7 protein-coding genes are annotated in these 14629 nt (G+C 57.4%); 1 reads left to right on the top strand and 6 read right to left on the bottom strand.

The window, feature by feature from the left end; all coding sequences use genetic code 11:
- Positions 1-57 precede the first annotated feature (57 nt).
- The 3 genes from IPN69_19640 to IPN69_19650 all read right to left on the bottom strand — a co-directional run bounded on the left by IPN69_19640 (position 58) and on the right by IPN69_19650 (position 5441).
- Positions 58-1620, bottom strand: coding sequence for a hypothetical protein (locus tag IPN69_19640; GenBank protein MBK8812923.1), 1563 nt, complete (start codon positions 1618-1620; stop codon positions 58-60).
- A gap of 145 nt (positions 1621-1765) precedes the next feature.
- The gene (locus tag IPN69_19645) at positions 1766-3190 is read right to left on the bottom strand and encodes a DUF1501 domain-containing protein (GenBank protein MBK8812924.1); all 1425 of its coding nucleotides are present in this window, start codon (positions 3188-3190) and stop codon (positions 1766-1768) included.
- An 88-nt stretch (positions 3191-3278) separates the two neighbouring features.
- Positions 3279-5441: a DUF1800 domain-containing protein gene (locus IPN69_19650; protein ID MBK8812925.1), complete on the bottom strand. Its 2163-nt coding sequence runs from the start codon at positions 5439-5441 to the stop codon at positions 3279-3281.
- Between the two features lie 459 nt (positions 5442-5900).
- Between IPN69_19650 and IPN69_19655 the strand changes: the two genes are divergently transcribed.
- Positions 5901-6611, top strand: coding sequence for a hypothetical protein (locus IPN69_19655; protein ID MBK8812926.1), 711 nt, complete (start codon positions 5901-5903; stop codon positions 6609-6611).
- 505 nt (positions 6612-7116) lie between these two features.
- Here the strand turns inward: IPN69_19655 and nagA are convergent.
- From nagA to IPN69_19670, 3 genes are all read right to left on the bottom strand, one after another.
- Positions 7117-8265, bottom strand: a complete 1149-nt coding sequence (gene nagA, locus IPN69_19660; GenBank protein ID MBK8812927.1) for an N-acetylglucosamine-6-phosphate deacetylase — start codon at positions 8263-8265, stop codon at positions 7117-7119.
- A gap of 76 nt (positions 8266-8341) precedes the next feature.
- Positions 8342-11965, bottom strand: a complete 3624-nt coding sequence (locus tag IPN69_19665; protein ID MBK8812928.1) for a TonB-dependent receptor — start codon at positions 11963-11965, stop codon at positions 8342-8344.
- 199 nt (positions 11966-12164) lie between these two features.
- Positions 12165-14588 carry a DUF1343 domain-containing protein gene (locus IPN69_19670; protein ID MBK8812929.1) on the bottom strand — a complete coding sequence of 808 codons (2424 nt, stop codon included), beginning with the start codon at positions 14586-14588 and terminating at the stop codon, positions 12165-12167.
- Positions 14589-14629 lie beyond the last annotated feature (41 nt).

Genomic DNA, 14629 nt, shown 5'->3' on the forward strand with positions numbered 1-14629 from the left:
GCGGCTCACAAAAACGATCGGAATCTTTGCATTATGGTAGCAGGCTTTCACCGAGTCCTACGACTCGTCCGAATCCCAGTCAGCCGGAAACCAGGGAAAGTTCTTCATCCGGCGAAAACTCTCGATCGAGTCATCCCCGAATCCGCGGTTGATCGGCTGCGTCCAGCGGTTGATCGGTTGTGTCCAGCGGTTGATCGGCTGTGTCCAGCGGTTGATCGGTTGTGTCCAGCGGTTGATCGGCTGCGTCCACCTCGATTCGGCGGCTCCGATCTCCGTGCCGTGACTTGCTTTGCTTTCCACGGAGACGGGCGGCGCGTCTTCCAGGGACGCCGCAATAGCGCGGGAATTCGGGTTCTTTCGGATCGGCCTCATCGTTCCCGCCAGATAAAGATCCAGAAACGCCGCCCAGCCGTTGATCTTTTTCTTTCGCCCGCCGCCGGAGAGCTTGTAACCGAGATACGCGTTTCGCTTGAGCAAATGCGAACGATAGGACCACGGGAAGTACAATGACAGGCCGCCGGCCCACTGGTACTCCGGACCGACATATGAAAAATCAACGCAGGTTTCGATGGCGGAAACGACCTGTTCGCAAATACGTGTGACGGCATCGAGCCGGCGATTCGCCTTTTTCGCGCGCTTCGCCAGATCGCTGCCCGGCGCCGCGTCGATGATCTCCGCGTTCTCTTCCGCCGCAGTGCGACATTCCGACGCCAGGATCGCGCAAAAGTCAGCGACGTCCACCGCCTGGTCGTAGATCAGCGTCTGGCAATTCCAATGGCAGGCGAGCAGGATCCGTTCGATCGACCGCGCCGAATTCTCGTCTTTCAAGGCTCGCTGAAGTTCTTCCCCAAGTTCGTTAACGGCGCCGGAGACCGTCGCGAAGTCGTTCCGTTTGCGGGGACGCAGATCAATCGCCGAGATATCGGCCGAACGCCCGCCGCGAATCACATACGGCCAGCTCGATTCGATGTGGGCATCGCACATCGTACGCGCCACATTCCCGGGATCAAGTTCTGCGTCCGGCCGCTCGAGTTTTGAAAAAAGGAGTTCATAGTCCCAACCCGTGTTGGCGACAAGTCCCTGCGAACCGACGATCATATCCGTCGCGCCCCGGAATTCCTCGGCAACTTCAAGAGTGTTCATCACGCAGCTGTCAAACCCTAGGATCGCCAGTTTCTTTCCCAGGGTAAACTTCTTCTTTTCGGTCTTGTTGTGCGGCCTGGTCAGCGAATGAAGCGCCGCGCCGAGATCTTTGACCGAGACGAACGCCCGCGGAGTCTGGTCGTTAAGGAAGGTCTCCGGCTGATACCCCTCGCCGTGGCCCGCCAGGATAAGCGCATAGTTGCGGGCGCGGCGGCGTTTCGACTTGACGGTCCATTCGACGAAATCACAGATCGAGGAAACCGATGTCGCGGATTCCTCGATCGCAGTCTTTGTTCCGTCCGTGAAATCGTACAACGTTGTCGGGATGCCGATCGCGGCCGAATCGTAATAAACCGTGACGGCGATCTTTCCCGACTTGAATCGGGCCGCGTTCTCGATTCCGATCAGTCCGGTTATCATATCGTCACTGAGATTGTTGTCGCCCGCCATATAGATCATCAATGTCCAGTCTTTCATTTGGTCCTCCGAAAAGTGTCGCACGTTCAACCGTGCCGTCGATGGCGGATCGGAACGCAAAGCATCTGACCCGTCACGGACTTAAATGGGGTTCGCACGGCCCAACCGGAAAGGCAGGACATCTTAAAAGGCAAAAAAACGAAGATCAGAGATTCATAAACCCGAGATTTGAGCTCGGGAAGTTGTTGATATAGGGGAAAACCAGAGGAATCTGTTGTTCGGTCAGTCCAAACCAACGGGCGATCGTCGCCGCGTACATTTCCACCGAAACCGTCGGCACGAAGCGTCCGCGGGTGCTGATGTCATCCGGCCCGTTGTTGACGAGCGTCGGAAAAATACTGCCGTTCGATGTCGCCCGTCCGTAAAAATTGCCGCCCGCCACCGCGCCGCCGAGAACCAGATGATGTCCGGCCCAAGCGTGATCCGACCCCACCGTCGATCCGGAACCCGCCGGATTTAGGGTGCGCGAGAAATCGGACATCGTGAACGTCGTCACCTGTGAAGCGATTCCCTGCGCGACAGTTTCGTCATAAAACGCCTTCAGCGCCTGGCTGACCTGCGTAAAAAGCGCACCCTGGCCGGCAATCTGCGAACCGTGCGTGTCAAAGCCCGGCAACTGGACATAAAAGATCTGGCGCGACATATCGAGCGAAGTCCGAAACTTCATCAGCTTCGCGACCTGTTTGAGTTGATTGCCGAGTGCCGTGTTCGGAAACGTCACCGTCAGCGTCGGATCGGTGCTCAGTTGCTCGCTGACGTTCACCGCCTGCTGCGTCAGGAATCCGGCGGCATCGACGAGCGTTTTGTCGAGGTCTTCGCCGCGGATCAGCCGCATCGCGTTTTTGCGCGCGGCTTCGTCCGGCCCGGCGCCGAATCCTTCAAGCGCGAGGACGAGATTGAGCGGCGTCGGCGCCGGCTCCATAATCAGCGGCTGCGTGTTCTCGCCGTTGCTGAAGACCGTGACGCCGGCCATCGAAGTGACCATCGGGATCGCGCCGCCGCCATTGAGGCCGAGCGTCCGGTCGGCGAGCCGTCCGCCCCATCCGGTGGCCGAGGAATACGCAGAGATCGAAGTCCGGAATTGCTCAACCTGATTCGAATGCGAAAAGAGCTGGTCGGGACGCGGATCGCCGGCCAGGTACTGCTGTTTCGTCAGCGGCCGTATGAGAGTTCCGACGTTGGTCACGACGGCCAGTTTTCCCTGCCCCCAGAGCCCGTGGAGTTCGCTCAGATTCGGGTGAAATCCGAATTCGAGCCCGAGTGACGGCGGATTGACGGTCAACAAATTCGCCTGCGGGATCGCCAAGCCCTGAGGCGTGCGCGCGGCGCTGTATTCGGCGTAACCGGCGCTGTGCGTCGGCACGATCATATTGTTCGAATCGTTGCCGCCGCCGAAAAAGACGCAAACGAGTGCCTTGTAATCCGCGCCGGCCGAAACCGTCTTCGCTGCCGACTTGTTTTTCTGTGCGAACGCGCTGATCGATCCGAGATGCGACATCTGCGTCGCCATCGCCGTCATCGTCAGCGCTCCGCACGACTGTTTGAGAAAATTCCTTCTTGATTCGTTCATTGGCTTCAAGGAGATCAATCCAAAATGTCCGGCTTAAGAACTACAGCCATCTTTCGATTATTCCAAAATCCAAAATCGAAAATCCCGTCTATCTTTGGATCTGAAACTGCGGCGACGTCGTCACCAAATAAAGCGCCGTCCGCGCGCGCTTGAGAGAGTCCGCCGCGGCGACCGTCTGCACCGCCGTCAGGATGTGCCCGCGGACCGCGGCCGACATCGTTCCGTGCAAAAACTCGCGATTCATCGTATCGATCAGCAACGCGCCGGTCTGATCCGCGTCCGCCAGCGATTGCCAGCGAGCCAGATCGATCTTCGTTCCGCAGGGCGCGGCCGCGTCGCGCAGGATCCCGGTGCCGAAGACCATCGAATTGACGAAATTCGGACGCTTAAGCGCGGTTCCGGTCGAGAATATCCCGAACTCCGGCGCCGCAAGATTCGTGTTCTGGAGAACATAATCCATCGGATAATAGTTGAACACGCTCGGCGGATTGAAAACGTCCTGATCGAGAATCAGCGTCTTGCCGTTGATCACGCCGTCGCTCTGGCCCTTGCAGGCGATCGTTGAACCGGGCTGCGCGGCCGGATTCAGGTTTCGGAGGATGTTCGTGACATACAGGACCGGCTCGCGCAGATGTCCGTAATCCGGATCGGTCTTGAAATTGCCGCGCGCTTCGGGGTCGGTCAGGATCGCGCGCACGACGGCGCTCATATCGCCCCGCACGCCGCTGCCGTTGTCATTGAAAACGGATGCGACGCGACGGACATATGCTGGGGTCGGATTGCTCGTCACCATTTGCTGGATCAGCAGTTTACCGATAAACGGGCCGACATTCGGATGATAAAAGATATTGTCGAGCGCGAGTTCGAAATCCTGTTCTGCGGGCAGTCCGCCCGGAATGAAAGGAACCGAGCCCGGATAAGTCAATAGCTGTTTCTGTGTAGTGTCGTGATTGGCCGGATTCAGGACCAGCGGATCGACGTAGTTCTTGATCCCGGGCAGCGAATTCGCGCAGCCGACGTCGCAAAAAGTCCAGCCGGTGAAGACCTTTGTAAACCCGTTGACCTCGTTTTGGCTGTAGGTCGGAACCGGAACGCCGTTTGAATCGACGCGGACGGTTCCGTCGTCGTTGAGCATATAAAGCCCGATCGTGAACAACTGCAGGATCTCTCGCGCATAGTTTTCGTTCGGACTCTGGCGCGTGCTGATCGCCATATCGAGATAGTTGCCCATCGCCGGATTCAGCGTCATCTCGCGCATCAGATCGCGATAATTGCCGAACGCGTTGCGATCGAGGGTTTTCAAATACGGGATCATCCGCGACGGCTGAACCGTTTCGCGGCCCGAAACGACCCAGATCTGCCCGAGCGCCCAGGAAACCCGGCGCCGGAGCTGCTGGTCGTCGCCGTAAAGCGCTTCTTTGAAAAACCAGTTCTGCAGCGGATACATCGTGTAATTGTCCCGCAAGCACGTTCCGGTGCAGCCCGTCGGCGGATTCGTGACCTGGAGTGCGAGTCCGGGATACGGCAGCGTCGAAGTCCGAATCGCTCCGTTCACGTCGCGCTTTTCTTCCATCTGTTCGTTGAGCCAGGCGGAAATCCCGATCCGGCGCAAGCGCAGCTCGGTTGCCGAGGTCGGGCCGAACGTCGCCTGTTCCATAAAGCGCACATTGTTGCCGTTCCAGGGCAGCTGGGCGATCTCGTCGGAGGACTCGAACCGCGCCGGCTCATTTTCCGGCATCGGAGTCGGCCGCGCGCCCGGATCGTCCTTGATTTTCCCGCCTTCGAATCCGATCGCGACCCGCACGCGATTGCTCGACATACCGCGCCACGCAACACGCAAAAGCACGTCGCCGGCCGCCGCGAGCCGCGGATTCAATCGAACCGTGACCGCATAGACCCAGGGACGCTTCGCGGTCGGTTCGAGAGAAACGATCCTCAACGGATAACGCACCCGACGAGCGTCTTCGACATCCGCGCGAAACGCATTCGCGCCCTCATCGGGCAGCAGCGCGACGTTCGTCAGATAGAATGTGATCTCCGTATTCGCGCCGGGAGCGAACGCCGTTCCGGCATCGGCCGTATCGACGGTCCCGGACGCATCGGTCAATGCTCTCGTCGAATCCGGATGACTGATCAGGATCGGAGCGACGTCGAGCGGTTCCTGCGCCGCGATCCTCAACGAAGCGAGCGCCGCCGCGCAGATCAGGAGAGCAATTTGAAGGATTCGAAAATGGCAATACGATTCTGACATTGGAATTCACCTGGCCCTTGAAGCAGAGATTTCGAATAGTTATATATTGTTCGGCGGTCAATTGCAATACTTTCAGCTTTTTGAGCCGAAAGCCGGGATTTTCTCGGGGCCGGTGACCCTTTTGTCTTCGACTTTTCGTTTATCTTCTACAGTAGGCCACCTGATTCGCTTCGGATGATCGAGCGCTCCCGAGAACGGAGCGTCGGACAAGATCCGCGATTCTTGCCATTTGAACCATCGGGCGGCTTGCCTTCATCGACCCCCTCGGTGTCAAATGGAGAATCGCTTGTTCACGTTCCTCGGTTTCGCGATCAAGGCAACACGAGTTGGTTCTGCCGATAGTTATGAAATTAATCGCGGACCGCCCAATGGACTGCCGGGCGGACGGTAATTTTAGCGGAATGCACCGCGCGTTCCGCAAAACTGAATTTATTAACAAAACAAAGGATGAGAAGAATGATGAAAAAGTCACTTTTATTGATAACGGTTTCGATATTTGCGGTTGTTGCCGCGGGGTGTTCGGCGTCGATCACTACGAACACGACATCAAATAACGCGAAACCGGCGAACACGGCTGCGAACTCGACGAGTTCCAATTCGTCCAGCTCCAATTCGGCTTCAAACTCGAATTCGGCAAAAAAGGATCAGGCCAAACTGACGAACGAGAAGAAGCCCGAGGGTAAATCCAAAAAGGTCTCGACCAATCCGGTTCCGACAAACTGGGTCTATGTCTACGACGAGAAGAAAGGTTACGGGTTTTCGGTTCCGGAAGGAACGACCGGCGAATCTAATTCCCAGGACGGCGTCGATGTCTTCGGCGCGACGACTCCTGAAAAGATCGACATCTTTGTCATCGCCTACAAGGACAAAACCCTCTCCAAAGAGGATCTTCTCAAGGATGCCGTCGATTTCCTGACCGAAATGGGCCAGACGGTCAAGCCGGGCGCGTTGAAGGGTGAGAGCGCGGACTATTCCGTCGCCGACGCCGACACCGAAATGAAGGCTGACGGGCGGAAGGGCAAACTGCGCATCCTCGTCGGCACCGACGTTACCGACAACTACATTATGATCCTCGGCACCGACGCGGATAAATTCGCCGCCAACGAAAAGATCATCGATGAGATCTGGGGCAGCTTTGAAATGTGGAGCGGAGGCGCGAGCGGCAGTTAACGCTTAGCCGACCGATCCGTAAACTTCCGCCGGGTTGACGCCGTTGCGTCAACCCGGCGGCTTCTTTTTTGAACCTCTAGCCGCAGAGCGGCGGCAGAGTGCAGCAAGACCGCCAAACCGAAAAACGTTGCGGAGGTTCCCGCGATTCTGCGGCCAGGCTCAGGCTGCCCATCGCCGATCGGCGGCGCAGCCGCGTTGGCAGTTGCCGCCCCCGGAAAGGCAGAGGAGGATGTCTCAAAAGTCACCGAATTGAGTCTCCGAAGGAGACAAAGAACATAGCGTAGGGTGACGTTGCATTCCCGTCTTGGTCGCTGTAAGTGACCAACAATCATCGATTTATGTTCGTCTCCTTTGGAGACCGAAGTCGAATTCCGATCCTCACGTAGCGATTCTCGCTACGCTATGTTGTCCGTCACCTTCGGCGACACCAGTGACTTTTAAGACGGACTCCCGAGCCTTTCCGCACATCCGTGCGGCAAGCCGCCGTGAAAAGATGAATTTCGGGCTACGACAAATCAACTACCTTTCCGGCGATCATCACCATTTTGATCTTTCCGCTTTGATCAACTGCGACCAGGTCGGCGCGTTTTCCGGCTTCGATCGAACCGCGTGAGGCGTCGATTCCCAAGAGTTTCGCCGGATTGGTACTCGCCATTTTCGCGGCCGCAACGTCCGAAACCCCGACGGAGCGCGCCATTCGAACTGCATCGAGCATCGTGATAACACTGCCGGCAATGCTCCCGCGCTCGTTTTTTGTGCGGCCGTTCTTGACCGATATCGTCTCGCCCCAGAGATCGAATTCCCCGTCGCCGAGTCCGGTCGGCGCGACCGAATCGCTGATCAGCGAGACGCGGTCGGCGCCTTTCGAATCGAAAACGAACTTGAGCAATTCGGGATGAACGTGAATGCCGTCGGCGATGATGTCGACAGAGACGTCGCGCGTCAGCCCCCAGCCGACGACGCCGACATCGCGGTGATGAAGCCCGGTCATCGCATTGAAGAAATGCGTCATATGCGTCGCACCGGCGGCGAAAGCCTCGTCGAGAATCTCAGGCGTCGCCTTGGTATGACCGATCGACGGAATCCAGCCGCGGCGCCGAAGTTCGCGGACGAGTTCGACGCCGCCGACGATCTCCGGAGCAAACGTCGTCATATGCGTACCCGCTGACATCGTCGGAAGTCCAATGACTTCGTCGCCGCTGAAAGTTTTGAAATACTCCGGACGCAGCGCGCCGCACATCTGCGTGTTCGCGAAAATGCCCTCATAGTGAACGCCGACAATCTGCGCGATCGGCAGATCGTCCTGACCGGCAATGACCTTTTCGATCTCGCCGATGACCCGGGCATAAGTTTCAGCCGAATCGGGAACGAACGTCGGGAGCCAAGCCGTGACACCATTCCGCGCAAGAAAAGCGCCGATCTCGCGGAGACCGTCCGCGTCCGAAGTGTTGACGTCGATCCCGACCGCGCCGTGATTGTGAATGTCGATAAAACCGGGAAACATCGTCGCGCCGTCAAGGTCGATCACGCGCGAGGCGTCGATGTCGTCCGTTGAAATTTCGGAAATCGAACTTCCGGAAACAAGAACGTTCGCGTTGTCATCAGAACGATTCTGAAACACGGCCCGAACGTCTCGAAGCAAAATACTGTTCATAACTTCGACATTCTAGCAAAAAAACGCCCGCGCCGTTATGCCGGCACGGGCGTTCAGTCTATGCGAATTCAGCCCCTTAGAAGCTGAATTTCGCGCCGAATTGAAGAACGCGCGGATCGCGAACGGTCAGCGCCTGGCCGAACGTCGAGCAACCCGAGACACAGGTTCCGCCGTTGGCAACTGGAGCCGTCGCTCTCGTCCACGTACCGACGCTCAATCCTCTGAAGTTGACTGTGTTCAGGATGTTGAACGCTTCAGCGCGGAGTTGAACCCGATACCGCTCGCCAAATGTCAGATTCTTGGTCAGCGTGAAGTCAATTCGCTTCGTGCTCGGACCAAAAACCGTCCCACGGCCGCCGCTTCCGACGATGTTCTGGAACGAGCCATCGTTGCTTGTCGGCGTGAACTGGAAGCAGGCGGTGTTGAACCACTGCTGCGGCGTTCTCGGAGCGCCTTCGTTGGGATCACACAACATATTCGGACGTGCGACCGTCGTCGGCGGCGGAATCAGTCCGAGACCGGCCGGGTCGAAGCCCGAAACGGTCGGCGTGAACGGCAGACCGGTGTTGTACGTGATGATGCCCGAAAGCTGCCAGCCGCCAAGCACCTTGCCGACGAATCCTTGCTGTTTATCGAACCAGGGAAGTTCGTAAATGTAGTTGATCGAAAGGATATGACGTCGGTCAAGCGCCGCACGGGCCCGGTCGGCCGCGATGTTGTACGTATTCTGCGGTGACGCCGAACGGTCGTTCTGGTTGTCCGTCAGGTTTTTCGACCAGGTGTACGAAGCATTGATCTGCGAGGCGCCGGTGAACCGTTTCGTAACGGTCGCCTGCAGACTGTGGTAGTTCGAGTTGTAACGCGGTTCGACCGCCGTGATGGCTCGATATCCGCGATACGGTCGGATCTGGTCGAGAATTGCCGACGCCGCCGACGAGAAGAAAGCCTGGCCGGCAAGCTGACACGGCGCGGTCGGAGTCGTCGATGCGCCGACGGCACAGCCCGTCGGTCCGAGCGCGATCGCCTTGCCCGGCTCGATCAGGTTCTTTTCGAACGAGCCGATCAGGTTCGTACCCTTCGATCCGAAGTAGCCTGCCGTAACAACAAGGTTCTTCATCAACTGGTGCTGGAAGTCCAACGACCAGTGCTGCATATACGGCGTCTGCCAGTCCGGATCAATCGCCCGCACGCTCGCGACCGTCGTCGTCGACGCCACCGCGCAGCCGCCCGGCACCGGGTTATCGAGGCGAACGCCGGTCACCGTGCAGGTCTGCTGGAACGGCGGGTTCAGACCGATCATCTGAAGAAGCATTCCGTTGAGAACCTGTTCGTGATAGATACCGTAGCCGGCGCGGACAGAAGTCATCCCCTTGCCGAACGGATCCCACGCGAGACCGAAACGCGGAGCAAAGTCCGTCTTCGAAACGTTCATAATGAACTTGCCCCACGGCGAAATCGTCGGGTTGCAATTCGAAAAGGGCACGATGTTCTGCGAATTGACGATCATTCCGTTACAGAAGTTTCCGGTTCCGACGACGCGGGCTCCGGCTCCGGTAACGAGCGGTGCGTCAGACGCTTTCCAAAGCTGCGGAACGAAATTCGTCAAGCGTCCGTTGCGGTCCCACGGCGAACCGAAGAACGAGTAGCGAACACCGGCATAAACCGTCAGATTGCGGAAAACACGCCATTCGTCTTGAGCGTAACCCTCAAAAGCCTTCTGACGGAGATCGGCCGTATAGTCAAAACTCGCCTGCGTGAAACTCACGTTGGTTCCCATCAGGAAGTTTGCCCACAACTGCTGGGTGGTGTTTCCGCCGGTCGCCGTCACGTTGGATGTTGCGCCAGGCGTGTTGAATCCGGAGAAGATACCTTCGTTGTTTCCCGCGAGAGCGTTTTCGTTCTTGCGGTACTTCGAATAGACGGCTCCGAACTTGAAGGTGTGATTCGAGACGATCCAAGTCAAACTGCCCGCGATATTGCTTTTCCACGAAAAGTTGTCATACGGACCGAACGACTGGAGCGCACTGAAACCGTTGCCGCTGATCGTCGGCGCGCGGTCACGCTGATTCGTGTAAGCGAGGGGCGGCGTGATCGGCGATCTCGACAACGCGAGCGTGCCGATATTTTCACTGATGATCGCGCCGTAGCCGAATGTGTAACGGCCCTCGAAAATTACGTTCGGCGACACCGCGTACGTCGTCTGGAAGGTATGCGTCCGTCCCGGTGAGTTCGTTGAAGTCGTCGAAACTCCCGGCAATCCGGAACCGCTCGAGAACAACGCGTTCGCTTCGGTCGTCGGAATCTTGTCGTTCTGGAAGCGATAGTACATCGACCATTTGTCGTTGACGCTGTGATCGATCTTCAGGACCTCCTGGCGGAATTTCGCGATGTTCTCGGTCGGAAAGTTCAGGTTGAACGTTCCCGCGATCGTCGGTTCCGGAAGAGCATTGTAAATGTACTGCAGATACTGAGCCGCGACCGGATTGATCGGACGCAACGTGCTGAGCGGAGTGCCTGCCGGAAGAACTGCCGAACCGGCGGCCGTACACGAAGATCCGACCGCGGTCAGACAGATCGGAACGGTGAAGATCCCCTGCTTCAGTTGATTGGTCGGAACAGTCGAATTCAAGGTCGGGAAACGCTTGTCCTGGCGAAACTCCTGCGAGAAGAAGAAGAACGTGCGATCCATTCGCTCGAACATACTCTCGCTCGGATCCTTTTCACCGAAGCGCAAGAAGAAAAGCGGTCCGCCGAAGGTCCAACCGTAGTTGTTGTAACGGAACGGGCGTCGCTTGACCTTGCCGTTGCTGTCGCGGCCGAGCGTCGTCGCCAAACCAGGATTCTGATTGGTGACCCAGTCATTCGCGTTGAATGCTTCGTTGCGGATGAACTCGAACATACTGCCGCGGTACTTGCTCGTGCCGCTGCGGGTCACGACGTTGACCTGACCGCCGCCGCTGCGTCCGGACTCCGCCGGATAGAGCGAGCGAAGAACGCGAAACTCGCCGATCGAATCGACGCTCGGGTAAGCCTGAATCGTCAGGTTCGAGCCGCGGTCGGTGATGTCCGCGCCGTCAACGGTAAACGTGTTCTGGCTCGAACGGGCTCCGTTGACAGAGATCTGAACAATGTTCGCCGCGCCGTCCGGACTCGTCGTGCCTTGATAAACCTGATCGGACAGGTCATTCGAAACGCCCGGAGCCAGCGTCACAAGCTGCGTGAAGTTGCGGTTGTTGATCGAAAGTTCACGAACCTGGTCGCCGCTGATGACCGTGCCGCTCGTGGCGGACTGGAGGTCAACCTGAACCGGGTCGGCTTCAACAGTTACAACCTCGTCGATGCGGCCGGCCTCGAGTGTGATCTCGGTAGTGAATCGCTGCCCGACGTCAAGCTTAACGCCGGTCTTAACGGATTTCTTGAAATTCGCCGCTTCGACCGTGATGCTGTAAACGCCGGGCGAAAGATTCGGAACGGTGTACTGACCATCGGAATCCGTCGTCACGGTTCTCACTGTCAGATTGTTTTTCTGCGCGTCGCTGATCGTTACGTTCGCGCCGACAACGGCAGCGCCGTTGGAGTCGCGAACCGATCCGACGATCGTTCCGGTTATTTCCTGCGCAATGCCTGAAAGGCCAAAACTCAGGATCATCGCCGTAGCTATGATCGAAAGTGTGATGCTCGAAAAAATTCGCCTTGTCATATTTTTCCTTCCTATTGATGGATTTCTACCAGACAGTCCTCGAACAAGCTATCAAGATAATTTTGGTTTTTGGACAAATCTCCAAATTTTCGTTATGGCGCGAGCTTCGGTCCTAGCCTGAAAATGCCCGCGATCATTGATAATTGCTGTAACTTCAGAAGTCTGTTTTGAACTAAATTCGGTTATAAACCGATTGACACTACTTGTAAAGCAAAAACCGTGCGCGACGACGACGAAATTCCTCGAGCGATGCAACCCACGCCTTCTCGATCGCATCCGGCTCGTCGCCGCGCTTTACAAGCTCGAGAATTTGAGCATTCACAAGCAGCCGTCCGTAGCGTTCGGCCTGCCATTCGGCCGCATACAATTTGCGGAGCGCGACCGCGATCTCGATGCCCGTCCGGACCGATCTGAACAGCCGGCGATCGACGATCACGATGTTGATCCCGCCGCAGTTCTCGTCCTTGAACACCGACGCTTTCGGCTTGAATTTGATGGGGACGAACCGCACGCCGGCGAGATTCCTCGCATTGAGATAGGAGGCGAGTTTCTGAGCGTCGATCCAAGGCGCCCCGACAACCTCGAACGGCGTGTCGGTACCGCGTCCGACCGATAGATTCGTCGTTTCGAGAAGCCCGATGCCGGGATACAGCGTCGCTTCGGTCAACGAGCGCATATTCGGCGACGGGTTGATCCAAACCTGATTCGTTTCGTCGAACCATTGGGCGCGCGACCAGTTTTCCATTTTGACTATCCGCAGATCGGCGCCGATCTTCCGCTCGGCGTTCATCATCATTCCGAGTTCGCCGATCGTCAGTCCGTAGCGGACCGGGATCGTATGCGCCGCGATGAACGAGAGTTTGTCCTCGTCCGCGAGCGGGCCTTCGACGTCGACGCCATTGATCGGATTCGGGCGGTCGAGCACGAAGACCGGCTTGCCCAACTTTGCCGCCTCTTCCAACACGTTTCGAAGCGTCGCCGTGTAGGTGTAAAAGCGCGCGCCGATGTCCTGAATGTCATAAACGAGCGCGTCGAGGTCTTTTAGCTGCTCCGGTTTCGGCCGTCGCGTCTCGCCGTAAAGCGAAAAGACCGGCAACCCCGTCTTTTCATCCTTTGTATCGTCGATCTTCTCCTGATCGAGTTCGCCGCGGATGCCGTGTTCGGGCGAGAAAAGCGCGACGAGTTTGACGTTCTTGGCTTCAAAAAGGACGTCGATCGTCGGCTTGCCGGCGAAATTCCGCCCGGTTTGATTGGTGACGAGACCGATCTTAAGGCCTTCGAGCTGTTTGAAATTGTCGCGCTCGAGGATGTCGATGCCATTTGCGACATTTGCGATCTGCGATCTGCGATTTGCGATCGACTCAGCCTGACGCCTTGCGGCTTCGGACTGTTCCCTGAAGCGATCGATCTGGGGGGCGATCCGGGCATAGAAAGAGGCTTCGGCATCTTTGTATTTTTCGATCGGGGTGTCTTCGATCGCCGCGGCGACGACGGTCGAGACCTTTGCGCGGAGCGGGGCGACATCGCCTTTGCCGTCGGGGTGGACACGGTTCGACATAAAGACGACGAAAGTCTGCGACGTCGGGTCGATCCAGACTCCGGTGCCGGTAAAACCCGTATGGCCGAACGATCCGAGCGGGAGAAGTTCGCCGCGGTTGGCGGAGAACGACGTGTTCAAATCCCAGCCAAGTCCGCGCGCGTCTCCCGCGTCGGATACAACGACCGGCGCCGACATTTTCGCGACCGTCAGGGCCGAAAGCAAGCGTTTGCCGTTCAACGTTCCGCCGTTCAGCATCATTTGACAGTAACGCGCAAGATCGTCGGCGGTCGAAAACAATCCGGCGTGTCCGGCAACGCCGTTCATACGAAACGCCGTCGGATCGTGGACCATTCCACGAAGAATCTCGTTTCCAACGCGGTCGTCGCCTTCAAACTGAGAACCGAGATAGTTTTGCTGGCCGCGCACGTTTTCGGTCGGCGCGATCGAGCCTATTGGAAACCGCGTCGATCCAGTCGAATCCGTCATCCGTATGAAACTCGACGAGTTCATCTGCATCGGGCCGAAGATGTTGCGGGCGACGAAAACGTCCTCGCTGTCACCGGCGACCCGTTCGATGATCTCGCCGAGAACGATGAAACCGATGTCCGAATAGACGAAACGCGTGCCCGGCGCGCTGCGGAGTTTTTCTTTAAGAAGAGCTTGCAGCATCCCGTCGCGGCCCGACCATTTTTCTTTTAGATCAAAATCCGGCGCATAGCCCGAGGTGTGCGTGAGAAGTTGCTGGATCGTGATTCGTTTGGCGTTTTCATCCTGAATGTCGGGAATGAACTTGCCTACCGTGTCGCTTAAACGGATCTTTCCGCGTTCGATGAGGATCATTATCGCGGTCGCCGTCGCGATCGGTTTGGTCAGACTCGCGACGTCGAAGATCGTATCGAGCGTCATTTTCTCGACCGTCGGTGCGAGCGAGCGGTTTCCGAATGCTTTCCGGTAAACGATCTTGCCTTTATGGCCGACGACGACGACCGCGCCCGGGAGTTTCTTGTCGGCAATGTCTTGGGTGACGAGTTCATCGATCTGAGCGAGCCTTGCGACGTTGATGCCGACCGTTTGGGCCAACATAGTCCGCGCGGAACAAACGACGAAAATAAAGACGATGAACA

The sequence above is a fragment of the Acidobacteriota bacterium genome (genome assembly GCA_016715115.1).
Lineage (GTDB): Bacteria > Acidobacteriota > Blastocatellia > Pyrinomonadales > Pyrinomonadaceae > JAFDVJ01.

Excerpts from the sequence above, each read along its gene's own strand:
- IPN69_19655 (MBK8812926.1), top strand. The coding sequence starts at position 5,901 with ATGAAAAAGTCACTTTTATTGATAACGGTTTCGATATTTGCGGTTGTT.
- IPN69_19645 (MBK8812924.1), bottom strand. The coding sequence starts at position 3,190 with ATGAACGAATCAAGAAGGAATTTTCTCAAACAGTCGTGCGGAGCGCTG.
- IPN69_19640 (MBK8812923.1), bottom strand. The coding sequence starts at position 1,620 with ATGAAAGACTGGACATTGATGATCTATATGGCGGGCGACAACAATCTC.
- nagA (MBK8812927.1), bottom strand. The coding sequence starts at position 8,265 with ATGAACAGTATTTTGCTTCGAGACGTTCGGGCCGTGTTTCAGAATCGT.
- IPN69_19650 (MBK8812925.1), bottom strand. The coding sequence starts at position 5,441 with ATGTCAGAATCGTATTGCCATTTTCGAATCCTTCAAATTGCTCTCCTG.
- IPN69_19665 (MBK8812928.1), bottom strand. The coding sequence starts at position 11,965 with ATGACAAGGCGAATTTTTTCGAGCATCACACTTTCGATCATAGCTACG.
- IPN69_19670 (MBK8812929.1), bottom strand. The coding sequence starts at position 14,588 with ATGTTGGCCCAAACGGTCGGCATCAACGTCGCAAGGCTCGCTCAGATC.